A 15,174-nucleotide genomic window follows, 5' to 3' on the forward strand; every position below is an offset into this window, starting at 1 on the left:
TGCTCGCATGGATGGACGCACGAGCGAGCGGCGGACCGGCGATCTCCGGCTCGCCGCGGGCATCGTCGCGCTGGAGTTCGCGGCCGCCGTCAGCACGTTCGTCGCGTCGACGCTGCTGCCGATCGTCGCCGCGGAGCTCGGCGCCCGGGACCGGCTCGGGCTGCTGATCGCCGGCGGCACGCTCGGCCTGTTCGTCGCGATGCCGCTGGCCGGGACGGTGCTGCGGCGACTGGGCGCGGGGCGGACGCTGGCGCTCGGGACCGCCTTCTACGCCGGCGGCCTGGTGGTCGCGGCGACGGCGCAGCAGGCCTGGGCGTTCGCGCTCGGCCAGTTCGCCAGCGGGGTGGCGAGCGGGCTGCTGGCGGTGTTCGGGATCAGCGCGGCGATCCGGCGGCTGGACGAGCGACTGCGGCTGAAGGTGGTCGCGGCGTCGTCGGCGATGTGGATCCTGCCCGCGATGGTCGGCCCGGCCGCGACGCTCGCGCTGGAGCACGCGGCCGGCTGGCGATGGACGCTCGTGGCGCCGGTGCCGGTCGTGCTGGCCGGGCGGTTCCTGGTGGTGCGCGCGGTCCGCGGCGAGACGTCGCCGGACGACGGGCAGCGGCTGCGGCCGGCCGGGCTGCTCGTGCCGGCGGGCGCCGCCGCCGTCGTGCTGGCGGACGGGGTCTGGCCGGTCGCCGTGGCGGGCGCGTTGGCCGCCGTCGCCGGAGCGGTCGCGCTGCTGCCGGCGGGCACGGCCTGGCTGCGCCGCGGCGCACCGTCGGCGCTGGCCGCGATGGTGCTGTTCGGCGCCGGGTACGTCGGCGCCGACAGCCTGATCACCGTCCTGCTGACGGACGACTACGGCGTGGGCCTCGCGCGGGCGGCGATCGTACTCGGGGCCGCACCGCTCATGTGGGGCCTGACCAGCCTGGTGGTCGCGCGGGTCGGGCCGGAGCGGCAGGTCCCGGCGGCCGGGCTGGCGCTGACGGCGGCAGCGGCGGCCGTCCTCGCCGCCGGGCCGCGCGAGTTCGCCGTCGCGCTGATCGCGTGGGCCGCCGGCGGGGCCGGGGTCGGCCTGGCGTACCCCGGCCTCTACCTCCGCGCGACGACGGCCGCGGCAACGCCGGGCCGGGCCCTGCCCGCCGCCGAGCTGGCCACCGCCGTGATCACCGGCGAGGCCGTCGGCGGACTGCTCGGCCGGGCCGGCGGCGGCGCGCTGGCCAGCAGCAGCACCAGTGCCGCCTACGGCGCGTTCGCCGTCCTGCTGGCGGCCGCCGCCCTGGCCGCGACCCGCAGCCGCGCGCCCGGGCCCGCACCCCGGCCGGGGCCCGGGCCCGGGCCCGGGCCCACACTCACACCGGGCGCAGCGCCGTGATGAACTGGCGCGCGACGTGCACCATCTCGGCCCGGGCGACGGCGGGATCGGCCGCGGCCGCCACGTACATGGCCGCCTCGTCCGCGACCGCGATCAGCGCGTGCGACAGCGGGACGATCGGCTGCCGCCGCACCTCGCCCGTGGCCATGCCCTGCTCGAGGGCGGTCTGGATGAACCCCAGGACGTGTCGCTGGCAGATCTCGCGCCACCGCGCCCAGCCCACCACCGACGGGCCGTCGACGAGAAGGATGCGCTGGATGTCCGGCCGGTCGCAGAGCTCCAGCCACGCCTCGACCGCGCTCATCATGACGGCGACGAAGCCCGCCTCCGCGGCAGCGCCCGCAGCCTCGGCGAGCTGCCGGGAGACGTCGGCCTCGACATCGTCCAGCACGGCGGCGAACAGCTCGGTCTTGTCGGCGAACTGGTGGTAGAGCGCCCCCGGCTGACCGATGCCTCGCGGACGATCGCCTCGGTACCGACGCCGGCGAAGCCCTGAGCAGCGAAAAGACGCCGTGCCGCGACGACCAGCGCGCTGCGCGTGGTGGCGGACCGTTCCGCTTGAGTACGACTCTTAACATTCATACTGCCTGTATGTTACCTTCCATGCAGCCTGTTTGTTTGTGTGTCGAGTCTAGGAGGTCTCTCATGGCCACGATCGAACTCTCCGGCGGCACCGTGCACTACAGCGTCGCGGGGCCCGAGGAGTCCGCCGCTCCGCCCGTCGTGTTCGTCCACGCGTTCCTCACCGACGGGGCGCTCTGGACCCGCGTGGCCGATCGGCTCGCGGAGCGCGGGATCCGGTCGTACGCACCCACCTGGCCGCTCGGCGCCCACCCGGTCGCCATGAACCCCGGAGCCGACCTGTCGCCCCGCGGCATCGCGCGGCTGATCGTCGAATTCCTCGACGCCCTGGACCTGGACGCCGTGACGCTGGTCGGCAACGACACCGGCGGCGCGCTGTGCCAGTTCGCGATCGACGAGGACGCCCGGCGCATCGGGCGAGTCGTCCTCACCAACTGCGACGGCGCCGACGTCTTCCCGCCGGCCGCCTTCAAGCCGCTCTTCGCGCTGCTCCGCAACGAACGCCGCGCCCGCTTCCTGGCCGGGCAGATGCGCGTCCGCCCGCTGCGTCAGTCGTGGCTCGGGTTCGGCCTGCTGGCCCACGACCTCCCGGCCGACCTGACCCGCGCGTGGATCGAGCCGGCCCTGCACGACGACGGCGTCGTCCGCGACCTGGTGCGGTTCCTGCGCGCCGTCGACCCGAAGGAGCTGCTCGACGTCGCCTCCAGGCTGCACCGCTTCCAGGGCCCCGTCACGCTGGTCTGGGGCACCGGCGACCCCGCCTTCTCGGTGAAGCTGGGCCGGCGGATCCAGGAATGGTTCAGCGACGCCGGCTTCGTGCCGGTGCCGAAGTCGCGGACGTTCGTCCCGCTCGACGCGCCGCAGCAGCTCACCGACGAGATCGTCGCGATCGCCGCGGGTCAGGAGGTCGCGTCGGTGAGTGCGCGCAGCCTGCGCAGCGGCGACAGGTAGAGCGGCACCCACACGACGGCCAGCACGCCCGCACCGGCCCACAACGCCGCGCGCGGGCCGGCCATCGCGCCGATCACGCCGGACAGCGCGGCGCCGATCGCCACCGCCCCGATCAGCAGGAACCGCATGGTCGCGTTCTGCCGCCCGAGCAGGTGGTCCGGCGTGACCTGCTGCCGGAAGCTGATCAGCACGACGTTGTCGACGGAGATCTTGTAGGCCAGCACCACCCAGCCGAGCCCGGCCACCCACAACCACCCGCCCGTCCCGATCAGCGGGACCAGCAGCCCGGCCGGGGCGACCAGCAGGCCGAGCAGCCACAGCGCCCGGCCGGCGCCCAGCCGGCCGACGACCCGGCTCGCGGTCGCCGCGCCGGCCAGGCCGCTGACCCCGCCGGCGGCGAAGAACAGGCCGAGCACGCCGGGCGACAGCTCCAGCCGCTGCACCACCAGCACCGGCAGCATGACCAGCACGAGCTGCATGCCGAGGTTGGTCATCGCTCCGGCGACGGCGACCGCGCGCAGGATCGGGTGCCCGGCGACGAACCGGACCCCGGCCGCGATCGACCGGACCAGCGGCTCGCGCGGCCCACTGGACGCCGCGACGGCCGGCTCGCGTCGCCGGATCCGCAGCAGGAACCCGCCGGACAGCACGTAGCCGACCGCCGTCGCGGCCATCGTCACCGGCGCCGACACCAACTGCACGAGGAACCCGGCGGCGCTCTGCCCGCCGATGTGCACGACCGAGTCGATGCTGCCCAGCACCGAGTTCGCCGACATCAGGCGGTCCCGCCCGGCGACGTGCGGCAGGTAGCTCAGCGCGGAGATGTCGAAGAACACCGTCGCCACGCCGGCCAGCAGCGCCGTCACGTAGAGCTGCTCGATCGTCAGCAGGTCCAGCCACCACGCGATCGGGATCGACGCGTAGAGGAGCGCGCGGGCGGCGTCGGCGGCGATCATCACGCCGCGGCGGCGCGACCGGTCCACCCAGACACCGGCGGGCAAGCCGATGAGCAGGAACGCCGCCGTCGTCAGCGTCGCCAGCAGGCCGACCTCGCCCGGCGAGGCGTCCAGCGCGAGGACGGCGACCAGCGGCAGGGCGAAGGAACCGACCTCCATCCCGAGCTTGCTCGCGGCGGCACCGGCGAACAGGAGGTGGAGATCGTGCCGCGGCCGCGGCGGGGCGATGGCGGTCATGGCGGCCACCCTCGTGGCTGGCGGCCGTCGCCACGAGAGATTTAGTCTGAGCTGAATGCTCCAGCTCACCTTCACCGCACAGGACCTCTCGCTCACGCGGTTCGCGTTCTCGCCGCTGTGGGAGGTCGTCGCGAGCGTCCGGGTGCTGCGCGAGCCGGCCGCGCACGCGCTGCACCTGCCGTGGGTCAAGGCGACGCGGGACCGGCTGGCCGGGTCCGGGCTGGACCTGCGGCCGCTGACGTCACAGGTGCCGGCGGCGGGCCGGACGCTGCCCGGCTACCTCGCGCCCACCCCCGTCACGCCGACGCCCGAGCTGTCCGACGAACTGGCGCTGCTCGGCGCGACCGACCCGGCGATCGTCGACGGCGGACGGGCGGCGCTGGACGCGCTGGTCGAGACGGTCGCCGCCTACTGGGAGCTGGCGCTGGCGCCGTCGTGGCCGCGGCTGCGCGATCTGCTCGAGGGCGACGTCCTGTACCGGGCCCGGCGGCTGGCCGCCGGTGGCGCGCCCGAGCTGTTCGCCGACCTCGACCCGGCGATCGCGTGGTCCGGCGACACCCTCGCCGTGCGGCACGTGTACCTCGACGAGACCCGGCGGCTGAGCGGCCGTGGCCTGGTGCTGGTGCCGTCAGCGTTCCTGTGGCCGCACGTCGCGTCGAAGACGGAGCAGCCGTGGCAGCCGGTGCTGCGCTACCCGGCCCGCGGCGTCGCGACGCTGTGGGAGCGCGGCCGGCCGGCGGCGCCGGACACGCTGGCCGGAGTGGTCGGCCGGTCCCGGGCGGTGCTGCTGGCCGAGCTGGACTCCCCCGCCGCGACCGGCGAGCTGGCCCGTCGCACCGGTCTCACCGCCGGCGGAGTGTCGCAGCACCTGAGCGCGCTGCGGGCGGCCGGCCTGGTGACGTCGCACCGCACCGGCCGGGTCGTCCTCTACGCCCGGACGGCGCTCGGCGACGCGCTGCTGGGCGGCTGAGCCGGGGCCGGCCCGCGCACGTTCCGGCCGGCCCCGGTGACTGGTGTCAGAACCGGCCGCACTGCTCCTGACTCGCGAACGGCAGGTCCTCGTAGCCCGACACGTCCTGCGTGCCGAGCGACCCGTCGGCCGCGGCCCGCAGCACCGCCATCGTCGGGATGCGGAACAGGTTCTCCAGCTGCCCGTTGCTCTTCTGCCCCACCGAGCGGACCTCGTAGAAGATCGCGCCCTTGGTCGGGCTCTGCAGCACCGGCTGCTCACCGGCCGGCGCGGTGCCGCCCATGAGCATGCGGCTGAGCCCGGCGTTGGTGATGTCGATCAGCGGATAGTGCGCGACGTTCGCCAGCCCGTACTGCGCGAGCGCGTCGACGCTGGCCATCGCCATCTGCCGGTTGGTCAGCCACTGTTCGGCCGTCATCCGGCTCGGATCGATGGAGCGGGCGCCGATCTGGAACTGGTTGAGGTCGTTGGTGCCCTCGACGATCGGCGCCTCGCCCATGTGGTGCAGGTCCAGCGCCAGCTCCGGTGCGGTGTCGCGCCAGAGCTTCCAGAACGCGACGGTCTCGGGCTGGGCGAAGTTCTCCCAGTCGCGATTGAGGTCGATGCGAGTCGGCGTGGTGCTCTGCCGGATGTTCGCCTCGGCGCCGTCGGGGTTGTACATCGGGATGACGACGACGGTGAGGTTCTCGCGGATCAGCCGGGCGTCCGGCGAGCCGCTGGCGAGGTGGTCGAGGATCTGCAGGACCGCCTCGGTGCTGTGCAGCTCGTTGCCGTGGATGCGTGCCTGCAGCCAGAACGTCGTCGGGCCGGTGCCGACGGTGGCGTAGTACAGCTCGCGCCCCTCGCCGGACGTGCCGGCCGACTGCACGCTGACGAGGCCCTGACTGGTCCGCTCGATCCGGTCCAGCGCCTGCACGACGTCGTCGTAGCCGGCGACGCTGGACAGGCTGACGTTCTGGTCCTCCTGCAGGCACGGGCCGCCGGGCAGGTGCGGCGGTTCCGAGGCCGCCGTCCCGGCGCCGGTCAGCACGGTGGCGAGCACGCCGAGGCCGGCGAGGCCGGTGAGCAGTCTGCGCATGGTGCCTCCTCTACAGGTCGTCGCGGGGGTTGCCGATGGACGGGCCGGCCGGCGGGATGTCGAAGTACCGGGCCGGGTCGACGGCGTCGATGCTGCCGGCGGCCAGCGCCTCGATCGTCGCGCCCATGCCGGCCAGCGACTGCTGGATCAGCATGCCCATCGACTTCTGGGCGACCGAACGGGTCTCGTAGAGCATGATCCCGGCGCCGTTCAGGGCGTACGAGCCGAGCGCGGTGCCCGGCAGCTCGACGTCGGGGTAGCGGGTGATGCCGCCGAACGGTGACTGCCCGAGCGAGCGCAGCGTGTCCCAGACCAGCACGTTGATCCGGAAGCTCAGGTCGCGCACCGCCGGGTCCAGCGGGAACTCCGGCGTGCCCTCGGTGACCAGGCCGATCACCTGCAGCGTCGTGAGCGTGTTGTCCGTCTCGGACTCGACGTTGCTGCCGCGGTGGTGGTGGTCGATGAAGACCTGCGGGCGCAGCCGCTGGAACACCGCCGCCGACGTCCTGGCCTCGGGCGTCACGAAGAACCCGGGCAGCTCCGACGCGCCCGGCAGCAGCGCCTCGTCGCCCGGCGCCAGGCGGAACGTGAGGTCGGGATGGAAGTCGCGGTTGATGTCGTAGCCGGAGACGCGGCCCGGCTGCAGCAGCGACCGCGGCAGGTACCACGGCGGCGGCACGGCGGCGTCGAGCCCCCACTCCTGCGGCGTCCACAGCTGTGTGTTCTGCCGCCGCTGGACGAGGTGCCCGGTGGCGTCGCGGAAGTCGGCGCCGTCCATGTTGAGCCGCGGGATGAACCAGATGGTCAGTCGCTCCAGGACGTCCCGGACGGCCGGGTGCGAGCTGGTCGCGAGCGTCTGCATGAGGTGCAGGACGACCTCGGTGCCGAGCGGCTCGCCGCCGTGGATCTGGGTCTGGATCAGCACCGGCAGCTTGCCCGCCGTGGGCTCGCCGAACCGGGCCAGGTGGATCGGCCAGCCGCTGGCCGAGTGCCCGGCGACCTCGACGGCCATGCGGCCCTTCGACCGGGCCGCGATGGAGGCCAGCTTCGGACCGAGGTCGCTGTTCGCGGTGAGGGCCGCCTTCTGAACGGTCTGGTCCGGCTGCAGCCACGGCCCGTTGGGCTTCGACTGCGGGTCCGCGTGGGCGCTCGGTGCCAGCGCGGCGCCTACTCCCAGTCCGGCGACTCCAGCGAGGAACGTGCGTCGGCGCATGGCGACTCCTGTAGTCGGTGACATAACACCCCTGTGATCGCCGTCACACCGCAAAAGGGCACGGGCTCCCGCGCGGCAAATTCGATTGACCGTGGCGGAGGGGCCGTCGAGGCTGTCGCCATGTACACCGACGACGACGTGGCGGCGCTCTACGAGGTGCTCAACCCGTGGGGTCCGGGCGACGACTTCTACCTCGAGCGGGTCATGGCCGCGAGCTCCGTCCTCGACGTCGGGTGCGGGCCGGGCGGGCTGCTGCGCCGCGCCCGCGACGAGGGCCATGCGGGCCGCTTGTGCGGCCTCGACCCCGACCCCGCCGCGCTGGCCCGCGCGCGCCGTCGCACCGACGTCGAGTGGGTCGAGGGCCGGGCGTCCGATCTTCCCGCCGCCGGCGGCGAGTTCGAGCTGGCGGTCATGGCCGGCAACGCGTTCCAGGATCTGCGCGGCGACGACGAGCTGACGGCGTCGCTGGCAGCCATCCGCGGCGCCCTCGCCGGCGGCGGCCGGTTCGCCTTCGAGACACGCAACCCCGGCGCCCGCGAGTGGGAGACGTGGCGGCCGGAGAACGGCATGGACGTGGTCGACGACGCCGGCCGAGAGCTGCGCGTCTGGCACGACGTCGAGGCGGTCGACGGCGGGCTGGTCACGCTGACCGAGACCACCGGGACCCGCGACGGCGCGGCCCTGCGGGTCGACCGTGCCACGCTCCGGTTCACCGACGCCGCCACGCTCGACGCGCTGCTCGCGGCCGCCGGGTTCGCCGTCGAGGAACGATACGGCTGGTGGGACCGCCGGCCGTTCGCGCCGGACAGCCGCCTGATCATCACCGTCGCGCGAGCCGTCGATGGCTGACGTCACGCGGGTGGCGGTGCTGTCCGACACGCACGCGCCGCGGTTCTGGAAGACGTGCCCGCCGGCGGTGGCGCGGCACCTCGGCGACGCCGACCTCATCCTGCACGCGGGCGACGTGTGCGTGCCGTCGGTGCTGGACGAGCTGGCGGCGTTCGCGCCGGTGCACGCGGTGCTCGGCAACAACGACGGCGCCGACGTCGCGGCGTGGGGCGCGGGCGTCCCGGAGGAGCTGCTGATCACCGTCGCCGGCGTGCGCGTCGCGATGCTGCACGACAGCGGTCCGGCCTCCGGGCGGTTGCCGCGGCTGCGGGCCCGCTTTCCCGACGCCGACCTCGTGGTGTTCGGCCACTCGCACATCCCGTGGAACGAGGAGTCCGGCGGCTTCCGCGTCTTCAACCCCGGCTCGCCGACGGACAAGCGCCGTCAGCCGCACGGCACCATCGGCCTGCTCTCGTTGAGCAGCGGCCGGGTCGTCTCGGCCGAGATCGTCCCCGTCATGCCCTAGCCTGCTCGCGTGTTCGCTCCCGCGCCGCGGCGCCCGCTCGTCGTCCTGTCCGCCGTCGCCGCCGCGGGGTTGGCGCTCGGGGTGCTGACGGCGTACGCGCAGGGCTGGCTGCCCGACGAGATCGGGTCGCTGGCGAACTCGAGCGGCGCGTGGACGGTGCTCGCGTTCGGCCTGGCGTGGTGGGCCGCCGCGGCCGGCCGGTCCGCGACGGCGGCGGCCGCCGGGGTGCTGGCGCTGCTCACCCTGCTGGCCGGGTACGTGATCGGCGCCGACCTGCGCGGCTTCCCGTCGTCGACGGCGCTGATGGTGTTCTGGGGCGCCGCCGCTGTCGTCGTCGGGCCGGTGATCGGTCTCGCGGCGGCGTGGGTGCGGTCCGGCCCGCCGGTGCGGGCGGCGCTCGGCGCGGGCGCCGTCGCCGGGGTTCTCGTCGGCGAGGGCGCCTACGGTTTGCGCTCCATCGCCGACACGACGTACCCGCCGTACTGGTGGGGCTCGATCGTCGCGGGCCTGGTGCTGCTCGTCGCCGTGATCGCGCGGCGGCGGCTGCCCGTCCGCGCCGCCGCCCTCACCGTCGTCGTCACCGCGGTGGTCGCCGCCGCCTTCGTCGTCATCTACAGCACCGACCTCATCTCCGTGCTGCCCTGAGGTCGCCTTTGCAATGAGCACCTCTACGCATCACGGCCGAACGGGTGATGCGTGGAGGTGCTCATTGCAAAGCGAGGCCGAACAGCCCGAACACCCGCGGGTCCTGGAACACGACGGTGTGCGCGTAACGGTCGACGACGGCGCGAGCGTGCGGGTCGTCCGGGGTGGCCGCGACAGCCGACGCCGTCGGACCGGCCGCCGCCACACCGGCCCGGGCCCGCTGCATCGCGCTGTTGACCGACGCGACCGTGGTGTCCAGCATCGCCGCGACCAGCGCGAGCCGCAACCCCGTCCGCGCCTCGACGGTGTCAGCCGGGTCTGCTCGCGGCGGGCCTCGGTGAGTGTGCTGTCACCGGGGTGTACCGGCGAGCGGCCGCGAACTCATCGGCGCTTCCGCCGCCGACTCCACGGATCGCCCGGTGCGGCCGTGCGGCAGCGCGAGAGCGGCCAGCGCGCCCAGGCCCACGACACCCGCGCCGACCAGCACCGCGACGACCGCGGCGTCCACGTACCCCGTCGGCGTGAGCTGCCCGCCGGCGCCGGTGAAGACCGCCGTCAGCACCGCGATGCCGAGCGCGACGCCGATCTCGCGCAGCGCCGAGTTGGTGCCGGACGCCTTGGCGTTGTCGTCGTCGCGGATGGTGGCGAGGACGGCGGTGGCGCTCGGCGCGATGACCAGGCCCATGCCGACGCCGGCCAGCACGAACGCCCCGACGAGCCGGCCGTAGCCGACGGTCTCGGTCATGACCAGCGCGATCCAGGCCAGCGCCACGGACACGAAGACCAGGCCGGTGACGATCGGCAGCCGGGTGCCCAGGCGCGGCACCGCGAGCCCGGCCAGCGGCGCGACGACCATCGGCGCCATGGTCCACGGCATCGTCAGCACGCCGGCCTCCAGCGGGCTGTACCCCTGCACGACCTGCAGGAACTGGATGAGGATGAAGATCGCCCCGAACACCCCGAAGCTGAACAGCACGCCGACCACGTTGGCCGCGGAGAAGCCGCGGTCGCGGAACAGCCCGAGCGACAGCAGCGGGTCCCTCGTCCGCCGCTCCCACGCCACGAACAGCGCGAGCAGCACCACGCCGGAGGTGAGCGTCGCCACGATCTGCGCGCTCCCCCAGCCGACCGACTCGGCCCGGACGATGCCGTAGACCAGCGCGAGCAGCCCGGCGCTGGCCAGGCCGACGCCCACGAGGTCGATGCGGACCCGGCGGCCGAACGACTCGGGCAGCACCGCCAGCACCAACGGCAGCGACAGCACCCCGATCGGCACGTTCAGCCAGAAGATCGCGTGCCAGCTCAGGCCCTCGACGACGGCACCGCCGACCAGCGGGCCGAGCGCGACGCCGAGACCCGTCACGCCGCCCCAGACGCCGATCGCCATCGGCCGCAGCCGCTGCGGCACCGATGTCGACAACAATGTCAGCGACAACGGCATCAGCGCCGCGGCGGCCGCGCCCTGCACCGCGCGGGCGGCGATCAGCTGCCACGGCTCGACGCTCACCGCGCACAGCGCCGACGCCACAGTGAACAGCGCCAGCCCGAGCGCGAACATCCGCCGCCGGCCGAACCGGTCACCGAGCGCGACGGCGACGAGGATCAGTCCCGCGAAGGCCAGCGTGTAAGCGTTGACGAACCACTGCAGTTCCTCGATGGACGCGTCGAACTCGCGCCGCAGGACGGGCAACGCGCTGGTCACGACCAGGTTGTCGAGCGCTGCCATGAACATCGGGACCGACGCCGCCAGGATGAGCAGCCAGGTCGGCCGGGCTCGCACGCCGTTCATCGCCGCACCTCTCGATCAGGGTTGTAATCCGTTGATTACTTGGACAGTAGTAATCGACTGATAACATGTCAACCATGGAGACGAGGCAACGGCTCCCGGCGGCCGAACGGCGCGAGTCGATCCTGGCCGCGGCCAGCGCCGTGTTCGGCGAACGCGGCTACGCGGGCGCCACCACCGACCAGATCGCCACCGCCGCCGGCATCAGCCAGGCGTACGTCGTGCGCACGTTCGGCAGCAAGGAGACACTGTTCGTCGAGGTCGCCCGGCGGGCGGTCGACCGCATCGAGGCCGCGTTCCGGGCGGCCATCGCCGATGACGACGGCCGCCCGGTCCCCCAGCGACTCGGCCAGGCCTATATCGACCTCGTCGCCGACCGCGGCATCCTGCTGTCGCTGCTGCACATCTTCAGCCTCGGCAGCGACCCCGCCATCGGCCCGGCCGGGCGCGACGGATTCATGCAGATCTACCGACTGGTCCGCGACGAGGCCGGGCTCGCACCCGAAGAGGCGACCGACTTCCTCGCTCACGGCATGCTGATCAACACCGTGCTGGCGTTGCAGCTGCACGGCTCGGACGACCCCGACGCCGTCGAGCTGGTCACCCAGGTCTGCGGCGGGGACCTCGTCCACTTCCGCGCGCTCGCCGGCAACTGACCGCGTCGCCGGCTGCCCTGCGCCGCCGGCCGGCCGGCGCGGGCTGGCGGCGCGCCGCTTGCCGCTCCGATGGGCTACGTAGACCCCTCCCGGCCCGGGTGGGGCCCACCCTACGGGCGGGCACCGACAACCTCGCGGCTGTCGACAACGTCGTCGCGCCGACAGCCAACGTCGTCGCGGCTATCGACAAGCGTCGCCGTGGGTCAGAGCTTCTCGACCTGCGGGATGACGTCGGCGCCGATGCGCTCGAGCGGGTCCAGCCGCGGCAGGGTCGGCACCGACCCGACGGCGACGTCGAAGCCGTGGTCGGCCAGCTGCCCGAGCTCGTCGATGAGCTGCTGGGTCCGCTCGCCGTTCTCGCCGACGTCGAGCACGTGGTAGACGGTCTTGGTGATGTCGTCGTAGTCGCGGCCGACGTCGTCGCAGTGGCGGCGGAGCACGTCGAGCTTGTGCAGGAGCTGCGGGCCCTGGAACAGGTTGCAGGAGTCGGCGTACTGCGCGACCAGCCGCAGCGTCTTCTTCTCGCCACCGCCTCCGATCATGATCGGCGGACGCGGACGGCTCAGGGCCTGCGGCGAGTTCAGCAGCCGCTCGGCCTGCGTGAACCGGCCCGCGAACGGCCCGTCGTCGTCGGACCACATCTGCAGCAGGTAGTGCAGCGCCTCCTCGAGCCGCTCGAACCGCTCGGAGGTGGACGGGAACGGGAAGCCGAGGCCGCGGGACTCCTCCTCGTTCCAGCCGGCCCCGATGCCCAGGATCGCCCGCCCGCCGGACAGCACGTCCAGCGTGGTGACGGCCTTGGCGAGCAGGCCTGGCTCGCGGTAGTGGATGCCGGTGATGAGGGTGAGCAGCTTGGCCCGCTCGGTGTGTGCGGCCAGGAAGCCCAGCGTGGTGTAGGCCTCGAGCATGTCGTTCTCGGACGGGCCGACGCCGCGGATCTGGAAGAAGTGGTCCATGACGGCGACGTACTCGAACCCGGCCCGATCGGCGGTGCTGGCGACGGCCGCCAGCTCGCTGCCTAGTGCGGCGGGGCCGTTCGGCCAGGTGAAGTTGGGAATCTGCAGACCGACCTTCATGGCGTGATGGTGTCCTTCGGAAGCGGTCGACTAAGGTGGAGGGGCCCCTCCGTATCACCATACGGAGGGTTGCCTCCGTTTGCAAGGCGCTCGAGTGAGGTGACGGCATGACGAACGCGGACGGCGCGGCCCCCAATGGGCCGATCGACGTCTTCGCGCGGCGGCCGAAGCGCGCCGACGCCCGCCGCAACTACGAGAAGCTGCTCGCCGCCGCGCGCGAGGCGTACGCCGAGGCCGGCGTGTCCGCGTCGCTGGAAGACATCGCCCGTCGGGCCGGCGTCGGCATCGGCACCCTCTACCGCCACTTCCCCACCCGGCAGGACCTCTTCGAGAGCGTCTACGTCGACGAGGTCGAGGCGCTGTGCCGCGCCGCCGACGAGCTCGCCGGCCTGCCGCCGTGGGCCGCGCTGGCCGGGTGGCTGCGCCGGTTCGTCAGCTACGCCGCCACGAAACGGGCCATCGCCGAGGCGCTCAACCACGACTCCCCGGTCTTCGCGACCTGCCGCAAGGCCATCGGCGACGCCGGCCGGCCGCTGCTGCGCCGGGCCCAGGACTCCGGCGACGCCCGGCCCGACGCCTCCTTCGACGACGTGCTGCGCCTGGTCGGCGGCGTCACGATGTACCCGTTCGCCGATCCGGCCCAGCTGGAACGCGTCCTGACCATGGCGCTCGACGGCATCCGAGTGCGGCCGCCCGGCTGATCACCGCGCGACGCGGCCGGACCGCGCGCCGTCAGCGGGTGTCGTCGAGGAAGGCCCGGGCGACCTTCTTCGGCGCACGGTCCAGCCACGCCTCGACCACCAGCTCGGCCAGCTCGGGCTCGTCGATGCGCTCGAGCCGCACCAGGACCATGGGGTATCCGTCGAAGTGCGGCGTGGTGAAGAAGACCTCCGGGTCGTCGGCGAGGATCGCCTCCTTGGCCCCGAGGTCGGGCACCCAGGCGCCGAGGATCGGCCCGTCCGGCGCGGCGTCGCCGAGCGCCTGGATGTCGGCCTTGCGCAACGGCCGCTCCCAGACGAAGGTCTTGTCGCGCACCCGCCAGCTGCGCAGGCCGTCGCGCCCGGCCTGCTCGCTCGCCTCGGGCAACGCCGTCGCGATGCGGGTGACGTCGTCCCAGTCGCACATGTGATCAACGGTAGACCCGCGAGACCGGCGTTGGACAGGGCCGGCGGTCACTCGGACGCGACCTCACCGGGCGGTTGCCACGGCGGAAGCGCCCACGTCCAGGACGGCCTCGGCTCGGGCGGTCCGGGCCGGACTCCCGGCGACAGCAGCACGGCCATCCGGCTGCCCCACTCGACGTCGCCGGTGAACGCCGCCCGGAACTCCGGATCGGCAGGCACGCGGCGCGGCACGGCATCGCGATCACGCCGGCCGGGTGACCGCCGGCCGGATGCTCTCGATGATCCGGTCGAACGCCTCCTTCCCGTGCCCTTCCGCCTGCTGCCGGGCGAGCAGCTCCTGGATGGGCGCGACGAGGTCCGGCGCGATGCCCTGGTCGACGCTGGCCCGCACGATCACGTCCAGCGCGGCCTTGTTGAAGTCGACGCTCTGCACCTCGGTCGTGTAGTCGCCGCTGTCGATGAACGCGGCTGCGTACGGCAACGAGCCACTCACGGCGCGCAGCCAGTCCCCGGCCGACTCCGCGAACTCGGCGGCACTCACGCCCGCCGTCGCGACCATCGCCGCGCCGTGCAGGAAGCCGCCGAACATCGTGTACATGCCGGCCAGCAGCGCGAGGTCGTACAGCGACGCCAGCCCGGCGTCGGCGCCGAACCAGCGGCTGGCGCCGAGCAGGTCCAGCGCCGGCCGGTACCGCTGGAACGCGGCCTCGCCGCCGCTGTACAGGAACACCGACGTCTCGGTGCCGATCATCGGCGGGGTGGCCATCATGCCGCTGTCGACGTAGTCGATGTGGTGCTCGGCGGCCCAGACGGCGAGCTCACGGGCTTGCCGCGGCGTGCCGGTGGTGAGCTGGACGACGGTGCGCCCGGCCAGGTCCGCGGCGATCGGCTCCAGCAGGTCGCGGGTGGCGGCGTAGTCGAGCACGCAGACCAACACGAGCGGGCTGCTCGTGACGGCGTCCGCGACGGTGTCCGCGCGGGTCGCGCCCCGGGCGACGAGGTCGTCGGCGCGCGACGGGGTTCGGTTCCACACCGTGACGGGGTGGCCGGCCTCCAGCAGCACGCGGGCGATCTCCTGGCCCATCGCGCCGAGGCCGACGACGGTGACGGGGTGACGGTCGGTCATGGTCGTCCTTTCGTGGTTCGGTTGCGACGAGCCTGCGCGGGGCCGCTTTCGAAACGCTCACGG

General features: G+C 73.6%; 19 protein-coding genes and 1 pseudogene. 8 read left to right on the plus strand and 12 right to left on the minus strand.

The genetic code is table 11. The features are described from left to right. The first annotated feature begins 7 nt into the window (after window positions 1-7). Complete coding sequence (locus BLU82_RS25575) at window positions 8-1,357, plus strand: MFS transporter (RefSeq protein ID WP_092623790.1); 1,350 nt, start codon at window positions 8-10, stop codon at window positions 1,355-1,357. Here BLU82_RS25575 and BLU82_RS25580 read toward each other — a convergent pair. Together BLU82_RS25580 and BLU82_RS36450 are read right to left on the minus strand one after the other, a co-directional pair. Beyond that, window positions 1,335-1,748 (minus strand): hypothetical protein, encoded by a 414-nt coding sequence (locus BLU82_RS25580; RefSeq protein WP_197682461.1) that lies wholly within the window; start codon window positions 1,746-1,748, stop codon window positions 1,335-1,337. The two genes, BLU82_RS25575 and BLU82_RS25580, sit on opposite strands and share 23 nt — an antisense overlap. Further along, a complete protein-coding gene (locus tag BLU82_RS36450) occupies window positions 1,661-1,939 on the minus strand; it encodes a helix-turn-helix domain-containing protein (RefSeq protein ID WP_197682462.1) in 279 nt (92 codons plus the stop codon). Before BLU82_RS36450 ends, BLU82_RS25580 begins: the two co-directional genes overlap by 88 nt. Window positions 1,940-2,002: 63 nt before the next feature. Between BLU82_RS36450 and BLU82_RS25585 the strand changes: the two genes are divergently transcribed. Beyond that, on the plus strand, window positions 2,003-2,890 hold the full coding sequence (locus BLU82_RS25585; RefSeq protein WP_092623791.1) for an alpha/beta fold hydrolase: 888 nt from the start codon (window positions 2,003-2,005) through the stop codon (window positions 2,888-2,890). Here BLU82_RS25585 and BLU82_RS25590 read toward each other — a convergent pair. Further along, window positions 2,839-4,083 carry an MFS transporter gene (locus BLU82_RS25590; RefSeq protein WP_092626289.1) on the minus strand — a complete coding sequence of 415 codons (1,245 nt, stop codon included), beginning with the start codon at window positions 4,081-4,083 and terminating at the stop codon, window positions 2,839-2,841. The two genes, BLU82_RS25585 and BLU82_RS25590, sit on opposite strands and share 52 nt — an antisense overlap. A 55-nt stretch (window positions 4,084-4,138) precedes the next feature. On the opposite strand from BLU82_RS25590, the gene BLU82_RS25595 reads away from it, so the two are divergent. After that, on the plus strand, window positions 4,139-5,053 hold the full coding sequence (locus BLU82_RS25595; protein ID WP_092623792.1) for a DUF5937 family protein: 915 nt from the start codon (window positions 4,139-4,141) through the stop codon (window positions 5,051-5,053). 46 nt (window positions 5,054-5,099) lie between these two features. Here the strand turns inward: BLU82_RS25595 and BLU82_RS25600 are convergent, their stop codons facing one another. Both BLU82_RS25600 and BLU82_RS25605 read right to left on the minus strand, forming a co-directional pair. Further along, window positions 5,100-6,131: a M14 family zinc carboxypeptidase gene (locus BLU82_RS25600; RefSeq protein ID WP_092623793.1), complete on the minus strand. Its 1,032-nt coding sequence runs from the start codon at window positions 6,129-6,131 to the stop codon at window positions 5,100-5,102. Between the two features lie 10 nt (window positions 6,132-6,141). Continuing rightward, window positions 6,142-7,344 carry a M14 family zinc carboxypeptidase gene (locus tag BLU82_RS25605; protein WP_157741260.1) on the minus strand — a complete coding sequence of 401 codons (1,203 nt, stop codon included), beginning with the start codon at window positions 7,342-7,344 and terminating at the stop codon, window positions 6,142-6,144. A 120-nt stretch (window positions 7,345-7,464) separates the two neighbouring features. Here BLU82_RS25605 and BLU82_RS25610 point away from each other — a divergent pair, with 120 nt between their 5' ends. Genes BLU82_RS25610 through BLU82_RS25620 form a run of 3 tightly spaced genes read left to right on the plus strand, consistent with a single transcriptional unit; the run spans window position 7,465 to window position 9,343 of the window. Continuing rightward, entirely contained in the window at window positions 7,465-8,193 is a 729-nt protein-coding gene (locus BLU82_RS25610) for a bifunctional 2-polyprenyl-6-hydroxyphenol methylase/3-demethylubiquinol 3-O-methyltransferase UbiG (RefSeq protein WP_092623795.1), read from the plus strand. Then, window positions 8,186-8,698 carry a metallophosphoesterase family protein gene (locus BLU82_RS25615; RefSeq protein ID WP_092623796.1) on the plus strand — a complete coding sequence of 171 codons (513 nt, stop codon included), beginning with the start codon at window positions 8,186-8,188 and terminating at the stop codon, window positions 8,696-8,698. Before BLU82_RS25610 ends, BLU82_RS25615 begins: the two co-directional genes overlap by 8 nt. Window positions 8,699-8,707: 9 nt before the next feature. Next, window positions 8,708-9,343, plus strand: a complete 636-nt coding sequence (locus tag BLU82_RS25620) for a DUF6518 family protein (protein WP_092623797.1) — start codon at window positions 8,708-8,710, stop codon at window positions 9,341-9,343. A 61-nt stretch (window positions 9,344-9,404) separates the two neighbouring features. Here BLU82_RS25620 and BLU82_RS25625 read toward each other — a convergent pair whose 3' ends face one another. Together BLU82_RS25625 and BLU82_RS25630 are read right to left on the minus strand one after the other, a co-directional pair. Then, window positions 9,405-9,605, minus strand: a complete 201-nt coding sequence (locus tag BLU82_RS25625) for a hypothetical protein (protein ID WP_157741261.1) — start codon at window positions 9,603-9,605, stop codon at window positions 9,405-9,407. An 87-nt stretch (window positions 9,606-9,692) separates the two neighbouring features. Continuing rightward, the gene (locus BLU82_RS25630) at window positions 9,693-11,132 is read right to left on the minus strand and encodes a DHA2 family efflux MFS transporter permease subunit (protein WP_092623799.1); all 1,440 of its coding nucleotides are present in this window, start codon (window positions 11,130-11,132) and stop codon (window positions 9,693-9,695) included. A gap of 74 nt (window positions 11,133-11,206) precedes the next feature. Between BLU82_RS25630 and BLU82_RS25635 the strand changes: the two genes are divergently transcribed. Next, window positions 11,207-11,785, plus strand: coding sequence for a TetR/AcrR family transcriptional regulator (locus BLU82_RS25635; RefSeq protein ID WP_092623800.1), 579 nt, complete (start codon window positions 11,207-11,209; stop codon window positions 11,783-11,785). 203 nt (window positions 11,786-11,988) lie between these two features. Here BLU82_RS25635 and BLU82_RS25640 read toward each other — a convergent pair whose 3' ends face one another. Next, entirely contained in the window at window positions 11,989-12,861 is an 873-nt protein-coding gene (locus tag BLU82_RS25640; RefSeq protein WP_092623801.1) for an LLM class F420-dependent oxidoreductase, read from the minus strand. Window positions 12,862-12,968: 107 nt separating this feature from the next. Between BLU82_RS25640 and BLU82_RS25645 the strand changes: the two genes are divergently transcribed. Then, complete coding sequence (locus BLU82_RS25645) at window positions 12,969-13,562, plus strand: TetR/AcrR family transcriptional regulator (protein WP_092623802.1); 594 nt, start codon at window positions 12,969-12,971, stop codon at window positions 13,560-13,562. A 31-nt stretch (window positions 13,563-13,593) separates the two neighbouring features. Here BLU82_RS25645 and BLU82_RS25650 read toward each other — a convergent pair whose 3' ends face one another. The 4 genes and pseudogenes from BLU82_RS25650 to BLU82_RS36460 all read right to left on the minus strand — a co-directional run. Next, window positions 13,594-13,986, minus strand: a complete 393-nt coding sequence (locus tag BLU82_RS25650; RefSeq protein ID WP_092623803.1) for an MmcQ/YjbR family DNA-binding protein — start codon at window positions 13,984-13,986, stop codon at window positions 13,594-13,596. A gap of 47 nt (window positions 13,987-14,033) precedes the next feature. Further along, on the minus strand, window positions 14,034-14,204 hold the full coding sequence (locus BLU82_RS35295) for a hypothetical protein (protein ID WP_197682463.1): 171 nt from the start codon (window positions 14,202-14,204) through the stop codon (window positions 14,034-14,036). A gap of 22 nt (window positions 14,205-14,226) precedes the next feature. Beyond that, window positions 14,227-14,664 (minus strand): hypothetical protein, encoded by a 438-nt coding sequence (locus BLU82_RS36455; RefSeq protein WP_370246335.1) that lies wholly within the window; start codon window positions 14,662-14,664, stop codon window positions 14,227-14,229. Then, window positions 14,659-15,135 (minus strand): annotated as a pseudogene (locus BLU82_RS36460) (NAD(P)-dependent oxidoreductase); the annotation flags it as partial. The gene BLU82_RS36455 and the pseudogene BLU82_RS36460, both read right to left, overlap by 6 nt. Between the last annotated feature and the right edge of the window lie 39 nt (window positions 15,136-15,174).

The organism is Jiangella sp. DSM 45060 (assembly GCF_900105175.1).
Classification (GTDB): domain Bacteria; phylum Actinomycetota; class Actinomycetes; order Jiangellales; family Jiangellaceae; genus Jiangella.

Excerpts from the sequence above, each read along its gene's own strand:
- BLU82_RS25575 (WP_092623790.1), top strand. The coding sequence starts at position 8 with ATGGATGGACGCACGAGCGAGCGGCGGACCGGCGATCTCCGGCTCGCC.
- BLU82_RS36450 (WP_197682462.1), bottom strand. The coding sequence starts at position 1,939 with ATGAATGTTAAGAGTCGTACTCAAGCGGAACGGTCCGCCACCACGCGC.
- BLU82_RS25585 (WP_092623791.1), top strand. The coding sequence starts at position 2,003 with ATGGCCACGATCGAACTCTCCGGCGGCACCGTGCACTACAGCGTCGCG.
- BLU82_RS25590 (WP_092626289.1), bottom strand. The coding sequence starts at position 4,083 with ATGACCGCCATCGCCCCGCCGCGGCCGCGGCACGATCTCCACCTCCTG.
- BLU82_RS25595 (WP_092623792.1), top strand. The coding sequence starts at position 4,139 with ATGCTCCAGCTCACCTTCACCGCACAGGACCTCTCGCTCACGCGGTTC.
- BLU82_RS25600 (WP_092623793.1), bottom strand. The coding sequence starts at position 6,131 with ATGCGCAGACTGCTCACCGGCCTCGCCGGCCTCGGCGTGCTCGCCACC.
- BLU82_RS25605 (WP_157741260.1), bottom strand. The coding sequence starts at position 7,344 with ATGCGCCGACGCACGTTCCTCGCTGGAGTCGCCGGACTGGGAGTAGGC.
- BLU82_RS25610 (WP_092623795.1), top strand. The coding sequence starts at position 7,465 with ATGTACACCGACGACGACGTGGCGGCGCTCTACGAGGTGCTCAACCCG.
- BLU82_RS25615 (WP_092623796.1), top strand. The coding sequence starts at position 8,186 with ATGGCTGACGTCACGCGGGTGGCGGTGCTGTCCGACACGCACGCGCCG.
- BLU82_RS25625 (WP_157741261.1), bottom strand. The coding sequence starts at position 9,605 with ATGCTGGACACCACGGTCGCGTCGGTCAACAGCGCGATGCAGCGGGCC.
- BLU82_RS25630 (WP_092623799.1), bottom strand. The coding sequence starts at position 11,132 with ATGAACGGCGTGCGAGCCCGGCCGACCTGGCTGCTCATCCTGGCGGCG.
- BLU82_RS25635 (WP_092623800.1), top strand. The coding sequence starts at position 11,207 with ATGGAGACGAGGCAACGGCTCCCGGCGGCCGAACGGCGCGAGTCGATC.
- BLU82_RS25640 (WP_092623801.1), bottom strand. The coding sequence starts at position 12,861 with ATGAAGGTCGGTCTGCAGATTCCCAACTTCACCTGGCCGAACGGCCCC.
- BLU82_RS25645 (WP_092623802.1), top strand. The coding sequence starts at position 12,969 with ATGACGAACGCGGACGGCGCGGCCCCCAATGGGCCGATCGACGTCTTC.
- BLU82_RS25650 (WP_092623803.1), bottom strand. The coding sequence starts at position 13,986 with ATGTGCGACTGGGACGACGTCACCCGCATCGCGACGGCGTTGCCCGAG.